Annotated in this window: 14 protein-coding genes; 7 read left to right on the top strand and 7 right to left on the bottom strand. The window is 70.3% G+C overall.

The genetic code is table 11. The annotated features are described in order from the left end of the window. Positions 1-34: 34 nt before the first annotated feature. Positions 35-2221: an RNA degradosome polyphosphate kinase gene (locus GXW71_RS18375; RefSeq protein ID WP_211854011.1), complete on the top strand. Its 2187-nt coding sequence runs from the start codon at positions 35-37 to the stop codon at positions 2219-2221. Between the two features lie 40 nt (positions 2222-2261). Then, complete coding sequence (locus GXW71_RS18380; protein ID WP_211854081.1) at positions 2262-3749, top strand: Ppx/GppA phosphatase family protein; 1488 nt, start codon at positions 2262-2264, stop codon at positions 3747-3749. Positions 3750-3952: 203 nt separating this feature from the next. Here GXW71_RS18380 and rnd read toward each other — a convergent pair whose 3' ends face one another. Further along, a complete protein-coding gene (gene rnd, locus GXW71_RS18385) occupies positions 3953-5137 on the bottom strand; it encodes a ribonuclease D (RefSeq protein WP_211854012.1) in 1185 nt (394 codons plus the stop codon). A gap of 112 nt (positions 5138-5249) precedes the next feature. On the opposite strand from rnd, the gene GXW71_RS18390 reads away from it, so the two are divergent. The 3 genes from GXW71_RS18390 to GXW71_RS18400 all read left to right on the top strand — a co-directional run bounded on the left by GXW71_RS18390 (position 5250) and on the right by GXW71_RS18400 (position 9017). Next, entirely contained in the window at positions 5250-6197 is a 948-nt protein-coding gene (locus GXW71_RS18390) for an aldo/keto reductase (protein ID WP_211854013.1), read from the top strand. A gap of 123 nt (positions 6198-6320) precedes the next feature. Then, positions 6321-8123, top strand: a complete 1803-nt coding sequence (gene aspS / locus GXW71_RS18395; protein ID WP_211854014.1) for an aspartate--tRNA ligase — start codon at positions 6321-6323, stop codon at positions 8121-8123. 33 nt (positions 8124-8156) lie between these two features. After that, positions 8157-9017: a cell envelope integrity EipB family protein gene (locus GXW71_RS18400; protein ID WP_246526687.1), complete on the top strand. Its 861-nt coding sequence runs from the start codon at positions 8157-8159 to the stop codon at positions 9015-9017. Between the two features lie 27 nt (positions 9018-9044). Here the strand turns inward: GXW71_RS18400 and GXW71_RS18405 are convergent, their stop codons facing one another. Further along, positions 9045-9866, bottom strand: a complete 822-nt coding sequence (locus tag GXW71_RS18405; protein ID WP_211854015.1) for a tetratricopeptide repeat protein — start codon at positions 9864-9866, stop codon at positions 9045-9047. 154 nt (positions 9867-10020) lie between these two features. Between GXW71_RS18405 and GXW71_RS18410 the strand changes: the two genes are divergently transcribed. Further along, the gene (locus GXW71_RS18410; protein WP_211854016.1) at positions 10021-10899 is read left to right on the top strand and encodes a Rossmann-fold NAD(P)-binding domain-containing protein; all 879 of its coding nucleotides are present in this window, start codon (positions 10021-10023) and stop codon (positions 10897-10899) included. Here GXW71_RS18410 and GXW71_RS18415 read toward each other — a convergent pair. From GXW71_RS18415 to trxB, 4 genes are all read right to left on the bottom strand, one after another. Next, complete coding sequence (locus tag GXW71_RS18415; RefSeq protein WP_211854017.1) at positions 10831-11610, bottom strand: alpha/beta hydrolase; 780 nt, start codon at positions 11608-11610, stop codon at positions 10831-10833. The genes GXW71_RS18410 and GXW71_RS18415 overlap by 69 nt on opposite strands. Beyond that, positions 11607-12782, bottom strand: a complete 1176-nt coding sequence (locus tag GXW71_RS18420; RefSeq protein ID WP_211854018.1) for a fumarylacetoacetate hydrolase family protein — start codon at positions 12780-12782, stop codon at positions 11607-11609. Before GXW71_RS18420 ends, GXW71_RS18415 begins: the two co-directional genes overlap by 4 nt. A 457-nt stretch (positions 12783-13239) precedes the next feature. Further along, positions 13240-14133, bottom strand: coding sequence for a LysR family transcriptional regulator (locus GXW71_RS18425; RefSeq protein ID WP_211854019.1), 894 nt, complete (start codon positions 14131-14133; stop codon positions 13240-13242). A 39-nt stretch (positions 14134-14172) separates the two neighbouring features. Next, the gene (gene trxB / locus GXW71_RS18430; RefSeq protein ID WP_211854020.1) at positions 14173-15162 is read right to left on the bottom strand and encodes a thioredoxin-disulfide reductase; all 990 of its coding nucleotides are present in this window, start codon (positions 15160-15162) and stop codon (positions 14173-14175) included. A gap of 146 nt (positions 15163-15308) precedes the next feature. Between trxB and GXW71_RS18435 the strand changes: the two genes are divergently transcribed. Continuing rightward, positions 15309-15791, top strand: a complete 483-nt coding sequence (locus GXW71_RS18435) for an Lrp/AsnC family transcriptional regulator (RefSeq protein WP_211854021.1) — start codon at positions 15309-15311, stop codon at positions 15789-15791. On the opposite strand, the gene GXW71_RS18440 is transcribed toward GXW71_RS18435, so the two are convergent. Then, positions 15788-17002, bottom strand: a complete 1215-nt coding sequence (locus GXW71_RS18440) for a threonine ammonia-lyase (RefSeq protein WP_211854083.1) — start codon at positions 17000-17002, stop codon at positions 15788-15790. The two genes, GXW71_RS18435 and GXW71_RS18440, sit on opposite strands and share 4 nt — an antisense overlap. Between the last annotated feature and the right edge of the window lie 52 nt (positions 17003-17054).

A 17054-nucleotide genomic window follows, 5' to 3' on the forward strand; every position in this document is an offset into this window, starting at 1 on the left:
CACCCGAACGGGACCTGCTCTAGGGAGAGCCAGTATGGACGCGCAGACCACGACCCTTCCGGCGATCGCGCCCGACAGTCCTGACCGTTTCATCAACCGCGAGCTCTCCTGGCTCGCCTTCAACGGCCGCGTGCTGGAGGAGGCGGCGAATACGCGTCATCCGTTGCTGGAACGGCTGCGCTTCATCTCGATCTCCGCCTCCAACCTCGATGAGTTCTATTCGGTGCGCGTCGCCGGCCTGGTCGGGCAGGAACGCGCGGGCCTCACCAAGGTCTCGCCCGATGGCCGCACCCCGGGCCAGCAGCTCGCCGCCATCCACGCCGAGGCGGAGATCCTGATCGAGGAGCAGCAGCGGAGCTGGACCGAGCTCAGCGCCCAGCTCCGCACCGCCGGCATCGCCGTCGTGCAGCCGGAGGAGCTGGCGCAGGCCGATCGCGACTGGCTGCAGGACTTCTTTATGGAGCGCGTCTTCCCGGTGCTGACGCCGCTCGCCGTCGATCCCGCGCATCCCTTCCCCTTCATCTCGAACCTGGCGCTCTGCCTGGTGTTCAAGCTGGTGCGGGAGGAGGATGGCGGCACCATGCGCGCGCTGTTGCCGCTGCCGCCGCAGATCGAGCGCTTCATCCGCCTGCCGGCCGACCCCGCCGCCGACGTCACGCGCGGCCAGCCGGCGATCCGCTTCGTGATCCTGGAAGACCTGATCGGCCTGTTCCTGGACCGCCTCTTCCCCGGCTTCCTCGCCGCCGAGCAAGGCCAGTTCCGGCTGATCCGCGACACCGACGTCGAGTTCGAGGAAGAGGCCGAGGACCTGGTCCGCAGCTACGAGAGCGCGCTGAAGCGCCGCCGCCGTGGCCTCCCGATCCGCCTCTCGGTCACCGCCGACACGCCGCACGACGTGCTCGCCTTCGTCTCCGAGGAGCTGGACGCCGACCGCGCCAATGTGTTCGCGGTCGACGGCCTGCTCGGCGTCGCTGACCTCAAGCAGCTCATCGTCGATGACCGGCCCGACCTGCTGTTCACGCCCTATACGCCGCGCTTCCCGGAGCGGATCCTGGATTTCGGCGGCGACTGCTTCGCCGCGATCCGCGCCAAGGACATCATCGTCCACCACCCCTATGAGAGCTTCGACGTGGTGGTGCAGTTCCTGCGCCAGGCGGCGCGCGACCCGAGCGTGGTGGCGATCAAGCAGACGCTCTATCGCACCACCCGCGACAGCCCGATCGTCAAGGCGCTGATCGAGGCGGCGGAGATGGGCCAGAGCGTGACCGCGATGGTCGAGCTGAAGGCGCGCTTCGACGAGGAGCGCAACATCGCGCTGGCGCGGGAGCTGGAAGCGGCCGGCGTGCAGGTCGTCTATGGCTTCGTCGAGCTGAAGACCCACGCCAAGGTCTCGCTGGTGGTGCGGCGGGAAGGTGCTGCACTGCGCAGCTACGCGCATTTCGGCACCGGCAATTACCATCCGGTGACGGCGCGCATCTATACCGACCTGTCCTTCTTCACGACCGACCCGGCGCTGACCCGCGATGCGCAGAAGCTGTTCAACTACATGACCGGCTATGCGCGGCCGGAGACGATGCAGGCGCTCGCCTTCGCGCCGCTGACCATCCGCCCGACGTTGCTGGCGCTGATCGAGCGCGAGATCGCCTTCGCGGGCGAAGGCAAGGCTGCGGCGATCTGGCTGAAGATGAACAGCCTGGTCGACGAGGCGCTGATCGACGCGCTGTATCGCGCCGGCCAGGCCGGCGTGAAGGTCGAGTGCATCGTGCGCGGCATCTGCTGCCTGCGGCCGCGCGTGCCCGGCCTCTCCGAGAACATCCATGTGAAGTCGATCGTCGGGCGCTTCCTGGAGCACAGCCGCGTCTACGCCTTCGGCAACGGCAACAAGCTGCCCAATCGCCGGGCGAAGGTTTACATCTCCTCGGCCGATTGGATGGCGCGCAACATGGATTGGCGCGTCGAAACCCTGGTGCCGATCGAGAATGCCACCGTGCACGCCCAGGTGCTGGACCAGATCATGGCGGTGAACCTGAAGGACACCATGCAGAGCTGGGAACTGGGCGCCGACGGCACCTATCGCCGCCTGGAAGCGGGGGCCGACCCGGTCTCCGCCCATGAGTACTTCATGACCAACCCCTCCCTCTCGGGCCGCGGCAGCGCGCTGAGCCGCGCACCGCGCACCGCGGCGCGGCGCGGTCGCCAGGACCGGGTGAACCAGGACTGACGTGGCGCCGAAGAAGCACAAGAACCAGCCCGCGCCGACGATGCCGGCGCAGCCCGACAATGCGCGCTGCGGGATCGTCGATCTCGGCTCCAACTCCGTGCGCCTCGTGGTCTTCGAGGGGCGCGGTCGCAACCCGGTCGCGATCTTCAACGAGAAGGCGGTGCTGGGCCTCGGCCGCGGTCTGCAGGCCTCCAGCCGGTTGAACGAGGAGGCGATCGAGCAGGCGCTGACGGTCATGCAGCGCTACTACGCCGTTGGCCAGGCGATGGGCGCCAACCCGTTGCAGGTGCTGGCGACGGCGGCGGTCCGGGATGCGGAGAATGGCGGCGAATTCGTGAAGGGATTGCAAGCCCGGCTGCCGGGCGTGCCGATTCGCGTCCTGAGCGGCGATGACGAAGCCCGGTTCTCGGCTGCCGGCGTGCTGCTGGGCTTCCCCGAGGCGGACGGCATCCTGGGCGATCTCGGTGGCGGCTCGCTCGAACTCGTGGAGCTGAAGCACGGCCGGGTCGGCCATACCGCCAGCCTGCCGATCGGCGCCATCCGCCTGGCCGAGCGCGCCAATGGCGAGGTGGTGCGAGCCCGCGCGGTGGTCGAGAAGGAGCTCTCGACCGTGCCCTGGCTGAAGAAGGGCGAGGGGCGCGATCTCTATCTGGTCGGCGGCGCCTGGCGCGCGCTGGCGCGGATGCATATCGCGCAGACCGCCTATCCGCTGTTCATCGTCCATCACTACGGGCTGCGGCGGGAGGAGGCGCGCGACCTCTCCGGCGTGGTGATGGCCGCGACCCGGCGCACGCTGGAACGCATGGCGGGCGCCCCGGCCAAGCGCCTCGGCGACCTCCCCTTCGCCGCCGTGGTGCTGCGCCGGCTGCTGCGCGCGACCGGCGCCACCCGGGTGGTGTTCAGCGCCAATGGGCTGCGCGAGGGCTGGTATGCCGGGCTGCTGGGCGAGGCGACGCGGGGACAGGATCCGCTGCTCGCCGCCGCCTCCGACCTGGCGGCGCGCTTCGGCCGCGATGCGCGCCTGCCGCCGGCACTCTTCGACTGGACCGATGCATTGTTCCCTGAGGAATCGGAGGCCGAGCAGGCACTGCGCGAAGCGGCTTGCTGGGTTTCGGACACCGGCAGCCACGACCATCCGGACTACCGCGCCGAGCAGGCCTTCCTTCGTGTGCTACGTCAGCCCGGCGTCGGGCTCGATCACCACGCGCGCGCCTTCCTCGCACTCGTGGTCGCGCTGCGCTACGAGGCGGAGGCGGATGCGCCTTACCTGCCGACCGGGCGCCTGCTGCTCGACAGTCGCGCGATGCGGCGGGCGGAGGTGCTGGGGGCGGCGCTGCGCCTGGCCTATACGCTCTCGGGCGGCACGCCGGAGCTCCTGCGCGGGACCGAGCTCACGCGGCGCGGCGGCCAGCTCGTGCTGCGGCTGGTGCATGGCGGCGGCGTCTTCGCCGGCGAGAGCGTGCAGCGCCGGATCGAAGCCCTGGCCGCAGCGCTCGGCATGGAATCGGTCGTCGAGGTCACGAAGTAGAACGGGCGGCGCAAACCAACCCACATTCCCGCGGCCGCAGGCCGCCGCCCATCCCTGCGGGGCGAGCGCAGCGATGCCCCGGGGCCGCGAATGCGGCCCCGCGCGCGACCGTCAGTCGAGCCGGGCGTGACCTGACAGCGCGTAAGCCAAGGCCGCGGATGCGGCCGCCGGCGCTTGAGGCGCAAAAAGACTCAGGCGGGCTTTCAGCCCGCCTGGATCAGCTTGATCCGCTTGCCTTCGACGCCAAGCGCCAGCTTGCCGCCCTTGAGCGCCAGCGCGGCTTCCCCGAAGACGGTGCGGCGCCAGCCATGCAGGGCCGGCACCTCGGCATCGCCTGCGGCCAGCCGGTCCAGGTCCTCGGAATTAGCCAGCAGCTTCGGGGCGACGTCATGCTCCTCGCTCTTGGCGGCGAGCAGCACCTTCAGCAGCGCGACCAGCGCGGGGGAGGGCGGCGGGCCGCTCCGCTCCCGCGCCGGTTCCGGCAATGCGTCGTCCGGTACTTCGCGGCCGGCGGCGACGGCGGCGAGCAGGGTGACGCCGGACTTGCCCTTGGCGAAGCCCTCGCTGATGCCGCGGGCGCGCGCCAAGCTGGCCGCATCGGCCGGCATGGTCGCCGCGATCTCCAGCAGCGTCTCGTCCTTCACCAGCCGCTGGCGGGGGATGTTGATGCGCTGCGCCTCGCGCTCCCGCCAGGCGGCCAGCACCTGCAGCATGCCGAGGAAGCGTCGGTTGGTGGTGCGCGGCCGCAGCCGCTCCCAGGCGGTGTCCGGATCCTGGCGATAGGTGGCGGGATCATGCAGCGCCGCCATCTCCTCGGCGACCCAAGCGTCCCGCCCCTCGCGTGCCAGCTTGTCGCGCAGCGCCACATAGATGCGGCGCAGATGGGTGACGTCGGCCGCGGCATAGGCAATCTGGCTGGCCGAGAGCGGCCGCGCCGACCAGTCGGAGAAGCGGTGCGCCTTGTCGATCTGGGCATTGGCCAGCGCGCGGCAGAGCGCGTCGTAGCTCACCTGGTCGCCGAAGCCCGCGACCATGGCGGCGACCTGGGTGTCGAACATCGGCGTAGGGACGGCGCCGTATTTCAGCAGGAAGATCTCGATGTCCTGCCGGGCCGCGTGGAAGACCTTCACGACGGCCGGGTCGGCCAGCAAGCCGCCGAGCGGGGCCAGATCAAGCCCGGGTGCCAAGGCGTCGACCACCGCCACATCCTCCGTGCCGGCGAGTTGGACGACGCAGAGCTCGGGCCAATAGGTCCGCTCGCGCATGAATTCCGTGTCGACGGTGACGAAGGGCTCGGTCCGGAGCCGTTCACAAAGCGCGGCGAGGTCTTCGGAGCGGGTGATCAAGGCCGGGGTGGGGTCGGTCCGGGCAGCGTGGCGGCTGGTCATGGACGGCCCTTGTATCCGTGGGCGGCGGGCAGGGCCACCCCGCAGGTGCCTGGGCTGGGCCGCGTCCCTGTCCTGGCGCAGACTGGGGGAAAGGCAGGAAAGGGATGGCGAGATGGAGACGCGCGAACTGGGCCGCTCGGGGCTCAAGGTCCCGCCGGTGGTCTTCGGCGGCAATGTGCTCGGCTGGACGGTGGACGAGGCGGCGAGCTTCCGGCTGCTCGATGCCTGCGTGGAGGCGGGGCTGAACGCCATCGACACGGCGGATGTCTATTCGGCCTGGGCGCCGGGCAACAAGGGTGGCGAGTCGGAGAGCGTGATCGGCGCCTGGCTGAAGCGGCGCGGCCGCCGGCAGGACGTGCTGATCCTGACCAAGGTCGGGATGGAGATCCCGGGCCGCGGCAAGGGGCTCTCGGCCGCCTGGATCGCGACGGCGGTCGAGGACAGCCTGCGCCGGCTCGGGACGGAGGTGATCGACCTCTACCAGGCCCATCGCGACGACCCGACAGTGCCGCTGGAGGAGACGCTCGGCGCCTTCGCCCGGCTGGTCGAGCAGGGCAAGGTGCGCGCCATTGCCGCCTCCAACTACACCGCGCCCCGGCTGCAGGAGGCGCTGGAGACCAGCGCACGGCTCGGCCTGCCGCGGTTCGAAAGCCTGCAGCCGCACTACAACCTGATGGAGCGCGGCATCGAGGCGGAGCTGGTGCCCCTCTGCCGGGAGCAGGGGCTGGGCGTGATTCCCTACTATTCACTCGCTTCCGGCTTCCTGACCGGCAAGTACCGCGGTGCCGCCGATGCGTCGAAGAGCGTCCGTGGCAAGGGTATCGCGGACAAGTACCTGAACGCGAAGGGGGAGGCGGTGCTGGCGGCGCTGGATGCGGCGGCGGCCCGGCTCCGCGCGACGCCGGCCCAGGTGGCGCTCGCCTGGTTGATCGCGAAACCCGGCATCACCGCCCCGATCGCCAGCGCGACCAGCGTCGAACAACTGGCCGACCTCGCCAAGGCGGCGGTGCTGCGGCTGGACGCCGAGGCCGTCGCGGCTCTCGACGCCGCGAGCGCCTGAGGCGGCCGGCAGGGCGAATCGGAATTTCGGGTGGGGCTGTCAGCGTCGAGGGTGTTGACAGAGCCGCCGCCCGACGGCCCTGTGCGCCCCCGAACGCGACCATCCCAGGACCGAGCCCCTCTCATGCACGCCTATCGCACCCACACCTGCGCCGCGCTGCGCGCCACCGATGCCGGCGCGACCGTCCGCCTGTCCGGCTGGGTGCACCGCAAGCGCGACCATGGTGGCCTGCTCTTTCTCGACCTGCGCGATCACTACGGCTTGACCCAATGCGTGGTCGCCCAGGGCTCGCCCCTGCTGGCGGAGCTCGAGGCTATCAGGGCGGAAAGCGTGGTGACCCTAACGGGCGAGGTGGTGAGGCGCGAGCCCGGCACCGTCAACGACAAGCTGCCGACCGGCGAGATCGAGCTCCGGGTGCGGGAGATGGCGGTGCAGTCGGCGGCCGAGGTGCTGCCGATCCAGGTTGCCGGCGACCAGGAATTCCCCGAGGAGCTGCGCCTCAAATACCGCTTCATTGACCTTCGGCGGGAGAAGCAGCACCGCAACATGATGCTGCGCGCCGGCGTCATCGCCTCGATCCGCCGCCGCATGATCGAGCAGGGTTTTACGGAGTTCCAGACGCCGATCCTGACCGCGTCCTCCCCCGAGGGCGCGCGGGACTTCCTGGTGCCGTCGCGCAACCATCCCGGCACCTTCTACGCGCTGCCGCAGGCGCCGCAGCAGTTCAAGCAGCTCGCGATGGTCGCGGGCTTCGACCGCTATTTCCAGATCGCCCCCTGCTTCCGCGACGAGGCGAGCCGCGCCGACCGGTCCCCGGGTGAGTTCTATCAGCTCGATTTCGAGATGAGCTTCGTCACCCAGGAAGACGTCTTCGCAGCGCTCGAGCCGGTGATGCAGGGCATCTTCGAGGAGTTCGGCCAGGGCCGGACGGTGACGCAGGCACCGTTCCCGCGCATCGCCTATGACACGGCCATGCTGGAATACGGCTCCGACAAGCCGGACCTGCGCAACCCGCTGAAGATCACCGACGTGACCGCGCATTTCGCCGATTCGGGCTTCGGCCTCTTCGCGAAGATCGCGGCTTCGGGCGGCATCGTGCGCGCCATTCCGGCGCCGGGGGCGGCCGGCAACCCGCGCGGCTTCTTCGACAAGCTGAACGACTGGGCGCGCACCGAGGGTGCCGGCGGCCTCGGCTACATCCAGTTCGCCGCCGACGGGCCCAAGGGCCCGATCGCCAAGAACCTGGAGACCGACCGTGTGGAGGCGATCCGCGCCGCCTGCGGCCTCAAGCCGGGCGATGCCGTCTTCTTCGTCGCCGGCAAGGCGGACGAGACCCCGAAATTCGCCGGCAAGGTGCGGACGAAGCTCGGTGAGGAGCTCGGGCTGATCGCGCAGGGCGAGTTCCGCTTCTGCTGGATCGTCGATTTCCCGATGTACGAGCTGAACGAGGAGACCAAGCAGGTCGATTTCAGCCACAACCCCTTCAGCATGCCGCAGGGCGGGCTGGAGGCGCTGAACACCATGGACCCGCTGGAGATCAAGGCGTTCCAGTACGACATCGTCTGCAATGGCATCGAACTGTCCTCGGGGGCCATCCGCAACCACCGGCCGGACATCATGATCCGCGCCTTCGAGATCGCCGGTTACACGGCGGCGGATGTCGAAGCCCGGTTCGGCGGCATGCTGAACGCCTTCCGCTACGGCGCGCCGCCGCATGGCGGCTCCGCCCCCGGCATCGACCGCATGGTCATGCTGCTGGCCGACGAGCCGAACATTCGGGAGGTCATCCTGTTCCCGCTGAACCAGCAGGGCCAGGACCTGATGATGGGCGCGCCGGCGGCCGTCGACCCGGCGCGGCTTAAGGAGTTGTCCATCAAGCTCGATATCGCGCCGCCGAAGGGTGCAGCGGGGCCGAAGACACCCTAAGTTCACCGAACAACCCTTTCGGGGAATCACAGGATGCGGCTGCGCCCTGCATTGACGCTTTGCCTTGCGCTCGCCGGCGCGCCCGCTTTCGCCCAGACGGCGGCGGCGCCGCAGCCCGCCGCCCCGCCGCCAGTCGCGGCCGGGGCGCCGATCGAGGCGCGGCATATGGTCTCCCACCGCGCCGCCTATCGCCTGACGCTCGACCGCGCGCGGGAGAATTCCGACGTGGCCCGCGCCGAGGGCGCCATGCTGTTCGAAGTGGTGGATGCCTGCGACGGCTGGGCCACCCGGCAGCGGCTGACGCTGACGCTCACCGACCGCGACGGCAACCAAATCGAGAGCGTCTCCGACTACAACACCTATGAGAGCCGGGACGGCACCCGGCTCCGCTTCTCGCTGACCCAGACCTCGCAGGGCGCAGTGACCAGCCGCACTCAGGGCGAGGCGGAGGTGACGCCGCAGGGCGGCACCATCCGCTACCAGCAGCCGACGACGCGGGAAGAGGCGCTGCCACCCGGCACGCTGCTGCCGATGGCGCACACTATCGCGGCGCTGAACGCGGTGCGCGCCGGCAACCGCATCCTCGCGGTGCCGCTCTTTGACGGGACCAGCGCCGAAGGGCCGCAGGACACCACCACGGTGATGGCGCCCTGGACCGCCGCCCAGCCGCAGGACCGTTTCCCGGCGCTGGCGCAGCTCGGCAGCGCGCGCATGCGCATCGCCTTCTTCGATCGCGATGCCGGCCAGCAGGGCGGCGGCGCCGGCACGCCCGACTACGAGGTCAGCCTGCGCTATTACGAGAACGGCATCGCCGACGAGCTGAAGATGGATTTCGGCGAATTCGTCGTGGACGGCCGGATGGCGGAGCTGGCGCTGCTGCCGTCACCCTGCTGATCCGGGGTTGACCGCCGCCGCCTGGGCTCAGCGCCGGAGCGGCCCCGCCTCGTTCAAGGCCAGGTTCTGCGCGGCGAGGTCGGCGGTCGCGCTGTCCGGCGCCAGTTCCAGTGCCCGCGACCAATCGGCCCTGGCACCTTCGCCATCGCCGCGGAGCTGGCGGATGATGCCGCGTTCTAGCAGCGCCTCCGCATTCTCAGGCTCCAGCGCTAGCGCGCGCTCGATGTCCTGGGCCGCGAGCTCCACGCGATCGAGCTGGCGCCGGGTCGCGGCGCGCAGCACCCAGGCCTCGGCCCGGGTGGGCTCGAGGCGCACCGCGCGGTCGAGATCCGCCAGTGCTTCCGTGTGGCGGCCTTGCGCGGCCGCGGCCACCGCGCGGTCCATGAGCAGCCAGGTGTCGTCGGGGATCAGCTCCAGCGCCCTGGACGCGGCCGTATAGGCCCGCACCGGATTCTCTGCCAGCAGCCAAGCCTGGGTCGCCTGCCCGAAGACCGCGGCCCGTGCCGCCGGCCCGGCCTGGCTGCGGCCGGCGACCACCTCGAGCGCCTCTGCCGCCTGCTCGGTCTCGCCGAGGCCGAGCTGCGCCAAGGCCGCGCAATGCTCGGCGCCCTCGCCGCCGCCCTCCCGCCGCCATTGCTCGGCATGGGTCAGGGCGTCCTGGGCATCGGTCGCCAGCAGCGCCAGGCAGCGGTCATATTCGGGGCTGTCCACCAGGCGCGGCGGTTCGGGCGGCGTCGGCAACGCCTCCTCGGCAGGGCCGTCGCCGGGACCGAAGGCAAACCACGCGGCACCGGCCGAAGCCAGTGCGATCGCGGCGGCGCCGAAAAGGGCAGGGGGGGAGAGCCGCATTTCCCGGCCACCTTATCGGAAAATCCCGGAGCGGGGAATCACGGCACGGAGTATGGCTGGGGCCTGGGATAGAGCATTTGTTTTGCGAGCAGATTCACGCCTCCGGGCGATTCCGCCCTCCAGCGATCTGCTCTAACGTGCGGGTGGGGGCACCATGCGTGAGCTTCTGGTGATCGGGCTCGGCTACGCCGGGCAGGCGGTGGCATGCCGCGCGGCGTCGGAGGGCTGGTCGGTGGCCGGCACGAAGCGGCAGCCGGGGCCCTTGCCGCCCCTGGCAGGGGTGCAGGTGCTAGCCTTCGCCGAGGCCGGCGCGGCCATCGCCCGCGCGTCCCACCTGTTGGTCACCGCGCAGCCGGGGGAGGGGGGCGACCCGGTGATCGCCGCGCATGGCCCGGCGATCACGGCGGCGCTGGCCGCCGGCAGCCTCGGCTGGATCGGCTATGTCTCGACCACCGGGGTCTATGGCGACCGCGGCGGCGACTGGGTCGATGAAGCGACCCCGCCGGCCCCCGGCCAGCCCCGCACCCGCCGCCGACTGGAGGCGGAGGAGGCATGGCGCGCCATGGCGGAAGGGCGTGCCGCGCTGGATATCCTGCGGACGGGCGGCATCTATGGCCCGCGCAATTCCGTCTTCGATGAGCTGCGCGCCGGCACCGCGCGGCATGTGGTCAAGCCCGGGCACCTGTTCAGCCGCATCCACCGTGACGACATCGCGCGCGCCTGCTGCGCCGCCATGATCCAGGCACGGCCGCCCGGCGCGCGGGTGCTGCACCTGGTGGACGATGTGCCGGTGGAGAGCGCGGTGGTGGTGAAAGCCGCCGCCGCCATGCTCGGCATCGCGCCGCCGCCGCCGATCGCCTTCGAGCAGGCGCTGCCGAAGATGACCGAGATGGCCCGCAGCTTCTGGAGCGAGAACCGCCGGGTGGCCAATGCCGCCACCAAGGCGGCGCTCGGCATCCAATGGCTATACCCGAGTTGGCGGGAGGGTCTGGCCGCCATCCTCGCCGAGGAGCGCCGCGACACAGCGCTCTAGCAAGGTGATGTCCTGCGGCCGCGACAGCCGGTGGTCGCCATCCTTGATCAAGGTCAGCCGCACATCCTCGCCCGCGATCGCGTCGACAAGGCGGAGGGCGTGCCGCCAGGGCACGTCCGGATCCTGCATGCCCTGCAGAATCCGCACCGGCGCCGCGATGGCGATGCCGGCGTCGAGCAGCAGGTGCCGGTCGCCCTCCTCGATCAGCCGCCGGGTGATCGGGTAGGGATCACCGTATTCGGAGGGGCGCAGGATCATGCCGTCGCGGAGCAGCGCCGCGCGCTCGGCCTCGGAGAACTCCGGCCACATCAGCGCGCGGGTAAAGTCGGGCGCCGGCGCGATGCCGACCAGGGCGCGCAAACGCTCCGGAAGCCGCCGCGCCAGCAGCAGCGCGATCCAGCCGCCCATGGAGGAGCCGACCAGGATTTGCGGCCCGTCGGTCAGGCGCTCGATCAGGAAACCCGCATCCTCGGCCCAGTCGCCGATGCTGCCATCCTCGAAGCGGCCGCCGGAGGCGCCATGGCCGCTGTAGTCGAGGCGAAGGAAGGGCGTGCCGCGCGCGGCACAGAAGCCGGCCAGCGCTTCCGCCTTGGTGCCGGTCATGTCGCTGCGGAAGCCGCCCAGGAACACCACGCCGGGACCTTGTCCCGGCTGGCGGCGCCAGGCGAGCGGGATGCCAGACACCCGCTCCGTCGCGCCGCTCTCGGTCATGCGCGGGGCAGGCCGCGCCGCGCCAGGCTGGCCATCAGGGCGCCGGCGCCGAAGCGCCAGGGCGGGCAGGCATCGGTGCGGTCCACCTGGTTCGACAGCGCGCCGAGACGCGGCGTGCGGATGGTCACCACGTCGCCCGGCTTGTGGGAGAAGCCCATGCCCGGCGCGCCGCGATCCTTGGTCGGCGAAAAGGGTGTGCCGAGATAGAGCACGACGCCGTCCGGGTACTGGTGGTGCGGGCCGATGAGCTGGCCGACCAGCTCCGTCGGGTCACGGCTGATCGACCCGATCGCGCCCTGCTCCTCCAGCGCGAAGCCGTCATCGCCGCGGATGGTCAGGGTGATCGCGGCGCGGCGGATGTCCTCCAGCGTGAAGTCTTCGTCGAACAGGCGGATCAGCGGGCCGAGCGCCGCCGAGGCGTTGTTGTCCTTGGCGCGGCCGAGCAGCAGGGCGGAGCGGCCTTCCACGTCGCGGAGGTTCACGTCATTGCCGAGCGTCGCACCGATGATGGCGCCGCGGCTGTTCACCACCATCACCGCCTCCGGCTCCGGGTTGGACCAGTGCGAAGTGGGATGCACGCCGACCTTGGCGCCGGTGCCAACGGTCGCCATGGCTGGGCATTTGGTGAAGATCTCGGCATCCGGCCCGATACCGACCTCGAGGTACTGGCTCCACCAGCCCTTCTCCTGCAGCACCGCCTTCACCCGCTCCGCCTCGGCGCTGCCGGGGCGGATATTCGCGAGGTCATCGCCGATGATGGCGCGCACCTCGGCACGGATCGCCTCGGCGCGGGAGGCATCGCCGCGGCAGCGCTCCTCGATCACCCGCTCCAGCATGGAGCGCACATAGGTCACGCCGCTGGCTTTCACCGCCTGCAGGTCGATCGGCGAAAGCAGATGCGCCTGGCCGGGTCGTCCAGCGCCATGGGCGGAGGCCGCAAGCAGTGCCGGGACGTCGAGCGCAACCGGCACGCCACGCTTGGCGATCGCCGCCACCGGATCCTCGCTCTCGAACCAGGCGCTGGCGGTGCCGAAGACCGGCGTCATGTCGAAGGCCGCGCCGTTGCGAAAGCCGATGACGCGCGGCCCGTCCTCGCCCTCGATTCGCGCGGCGTAATGCCCCTGCGGCCAATCCGCCGGTAGATGCGTCGCGTCGATCTGGAACTCCGGCATTGGCGTCTCCCCCCTCAATCCACCGAAGGCTGGCCGGCCTCGCCGCACCTGCCAAGACCCTCCTTTGCCAAGGCTTCGGAGGGCGAGGGCCACGCGGCCGCAGGCCGCCCCTGGAAAGGCCGGGCTGCGAGGCGGCAGCCGATGCAGACCGAGGCCGCGAATGCGGCCCGCGCGCAACCGACCGCTGCCGACAGTGCATCGCAGACAGCGCGAAAGCCAAGCAGCCGGAGGCTGCGCCGGCGTTTGAGGCAAACAAAAAGAAAGGCCTGAAAAACCGAAGGTTTTTCAGGCCTAGTCAAACAGGGAGGCTTAACGTCTGGGAGACGTGGGTCCGAGGGACCCATTCCGATTAAGTCGATCGGAATTTCCAAACCATACGCCTTTGGCTCCTGGCGTGGTGCCGAATGTCCGCGCCGCCGCCATGCGGCCACCGCATGGCGAAACGGTTATCCTCGCGTTATCGCGAGGCCTCGGCGAGTTCGGAGACCAGGAAGTCGCGAAAGACGCCGACGCGCTTGGAGTGCCGCATCTCCTCCGGGTAGACGAAATAGGCCTCGATGCGCGGCGCCTTGAGGTCGGCCAGGACCTCGATCAGGTCCAGCAGCTCGTTGCCCATGTAGTCCGGCAAGGCGGCGAGGCCGAGGCCGCTGCGCACCGCCTGCAGCATGCCCGGCAGGCTGTTCACCTCGATCGAGGCGCGGCGCGGCGCGCCGGGGCGTCGCCCCGCCTCGGCCAGCCAGTTCACGCTTTCGATGGGCGGACGGTAGTCGCCGTAGATGATCAGGCGATGCTGGTCGAGATCCTCGACCCGGGTCGGGATTCCCGCGGTCTTCAGGTAATCGGCGCTGCCGCAGACCTTCCAGCCGAAGGTCGCGATATGGCGCTGAATCAGGTCCGGCTGGCGGGGCGGGTGCATGCGGATCGCCACATCGGCCTCACGCATCGCGAGGTCGAGATCGGCGTCGTCCAGCAGCAGCGTGACCGTCACTTCCGGATGGATGTTCAGGAAGCGCCGCAGCCGGGGTGCCAGCCAGGTGGCGCCGAAGCCGGTCGTGGTCGTGACCTTGAGCCGCCCGGCCGGTCGTTCCCGGCTTTCGGTCAGCAGCGCCTCGGTCATCGCCAGCTTGGCGAAGACCTCCCTGACCGTGCGGTTCAGCGTCTCGCCCTGCTCGGTCAGGATCAGGCCGCGCGCGTGGCGGTGGAACAGGGGCACGTTGAGTGCCTCCTCCAGGGCCTGGATCTGCCGGCTGACGGCGGATTGGCTGAGATTCAGCGTCTCACCGGCATGGGTGAAGCTTCCGGCTTCTGCCACGGCGTGAAAGACCCGAAGCTTGTCCCAGTCGAGCGGCATGCCGTTCGTCCTTCCCCGGCGGAGCGGCCCGCCGACTCGTTACTTGGCAGCGATGGCCGGCGAATCGGTCGCCGACTCGGTCTCTGCATTCATAAGGAACTTCTCCGCTTCCAGGGCTGCCATGCAACCAGTTCCAGCAGCGGTCACGGCTTGGCGATAGACTTTGTCCTGCACATCGCCCGCGGCGAAGACGCCGGGGACGCTGGTGCGGGGGGTGCCGGGCACGGTTTCGATGTAGCCCTCGGCATCCATCGCGAGCTGGCCGCTGAATAGGGCGGTCGCCGGATCATGCCCGATCGCGACGAAGGCGCCGTCCACCGCGAGCTCGCTGACCGCGCCGGTCTTCAGGTTCCGCAGCGCCAGCGCTCGGAGCGTCGCGATGCGCCCGCCTTCCGCCGGCAGCATCTCCTGCACCACGCTGTCCCAGAGGATGGCGATATTCGGCCGCGCCATCAGCCGCTGCTGCATGATCCGCTCGGCGCGGAAGCTGTCGCGGCGGTGGATGAGCGTGACATGGGCTGCGAGATTGGAGAGATAGAGCGCTTCCTCCACCGCCGTGTTGCCGCCGCCGATCACCGCGACCCGCTTGCCGCGGTAGAAGAAGCCGTCGCAGGTGGCGCAGGCGGAGACGCCGAAGCCGGAGAGCTGCTTCTCACCGGGGACCCCGAGCCAGCGGGCCTGGGCGCCGGTCGCGATCACCAGCGATTCCGCGAGATAGACCTGGCCCGAATCGCCGGTCGCACGGAAGGGCCGCGCCGACAGGTCGACCGCGGTGACCACATCCTGCTGGATGCGGGCGCCGCAATGTTCGACCTGCTTCGCCATCTGCTCCATGAGCCAGGGCCCCTGGATGGGATCGGCGAAGCCCGGATAGTTCTCGACTTCCGTGGTGATGGTGAGCTGTCCGCCCGGCTGGAGCCCGGCGACCAGCAACGGGTCCAGCCCGGCGCGTGCGGCGTAGATGGCGGCAGTGTAGCCGGCGGGGCCGGCGCCCAGGATCAGAAGGCGCGTGCGGATCGGGTCGGACACGGGAGGGAGACTCGCTCTGACGGTCAACAGGGGATCACAGCATATCGGTCGGCGCGGGATGCATCGCAACCTGTGCCTTGATGCGGCCACGCGAAGCAATGATATTACACGAGGGACCCGCCACGAGACACGAAGCACACGCTCTGATGAAGCCCACTGAACGCGCCAATACGTTGGACACCGTGGACCGCCAGATCCTGACGGAACTCCAGCGCGACGGCCGCATCACCAATGTGGAGCTGGCGCGGCGGGTGGAGCTGTCGGCCCCCCCTTGCCTCCGACGGGTCCGCCGCCTGGAGGAGACCGGGGTGGTGCGCGGCTACCATGCCGATATCGACCCGGTGGCGCTCGGCTGGGAGATCACCTTCTTCGCGCTCGTCGGGCTGGAGACCCAGAAGCAGACGGTGCTCGATGCCTTCGAGGCGGAGGTGACGACCTGGCCCGAAGTTAGGGAATGTCACATGATCCGTGGCGGCGGCGATTTCCTGCTGCGCCTGGTCGCCCGCGACACCGCGCATGAGAATTCGCTGACCGCGCGCCTCACTGGCGGCACCCAGGTGATGAAGGTGCAGACCCTGCAGACCATCCGCACCGCCAAGGACGCGCCCGGCGTGCCGGTGGAGGGCTAACCCCTCCTGACGACATAATCCCCAGCCTCGAGCGCTGCCACGATGGCATTGCCTTGCGGGGTGTCGCGCACTTCGACCATCAGCTCGAGTTCGGCGGTCTGCACCGAGGGCGAGGCAAAGAGGCGCTGGTGACTGACCTCGATGACATTGCCCCCGGCCGCGGCGACCCGCGTCGCGATATCGGCCAGCACGCCCGGCCGGTCCGGGATGTCGAGATGGAGCCGCAGGATGCGGCCGTCGCGCAGCAGGTTGCGCAGCAGGACATTGGCCAGGATGCGCGCATCGATATTGCCGCCGCAGACCGGCAGGCCGACGGCGCGTCCGGCGAAGCGGTCGGGATAGGCGAGCACGGCGGCCAGCGCCGCGGCGCCGGCGCCTTCCGCCACCACCTTCGCACCTTCGGCGAGCAGCGCGATCGCCTGCTCCACCGCGCGCTCCGGCACCACCAGCACCTCGATACCCATGTCGCGGAGCATGGCGTAGGGCGTCTCGCCTACGTCGCGCACGGCGATGCCTTCGGCGATGGTGGGGCCGCCGACCGCGACCGGCTTGCCGGCCAGCCGCTGCGCCATCGCCGGGTAGAACTCCACCTCGACGCCGACCACCTCGATGCCGGGCTTCAGCCCGCGCGCCGCGACGGCGCAGCCGGCCAGCAGGCCGCCGCCGCCGACCGGGATCGCCAGCACCTCGAGCTCAGGCGCGTCCTCCAGCATCTCCAGCGCCATGGTGGCCTGGCCGGCGATGACGCCGAGGTCGTCGTAAGGGTGGACGAAGGTCAGGCCTTCGCGCAGCGCCAGATCATGCGCATGCGCCGCCGCTTCGGCGAGCGTCTCGCCCACCAGCACGACGCGGGCGCCCCAGCCTTCGGTGCGGACCACCTTGGTCGCCGGGGTGAATTTCGGCATCACGATGGTGGCCGCGATGCCGAGCAGCGCGGCGTGGCGCGCCACGGCCTGGGCATGGTTGCCGGCCGACATGGCGATGACGCCGGCTGCCCGTTCCCGCGCCGAGAGCAGCGCCAGGCGGTTGGCCGCGCCCCGTTCCTTGAAGGCGCCGGTCGCCTGTAGGTTGTCGAGCTTCAGATGCACCCGTGCCCCGGCCGCGCGGGAGACCGCATCGCTCAGGACGGTGGGCGTCCGGATCACCTGCCCGGCGATGCGTGCGGCGGCCGCCCGCACATCGGCCAGCGTCACGGTCGCGGCCGTGCGCATCGTGCCGCCCGGCCCGCTCAGCCCGGCATGCACGTCGGCAGTCCGGTCATCG

Origin of the sequence: Plastoroseomonas hellenica (assembly GCF_018129085.1) — a bacterium.
Classification (GTDB): Bacteria; Pseudomonadota; Alphaproteobacteria; order Acetobacterales; family Acetobacteraceae; genus Plastoroseomonas; species Plastoroseomonas hellenica.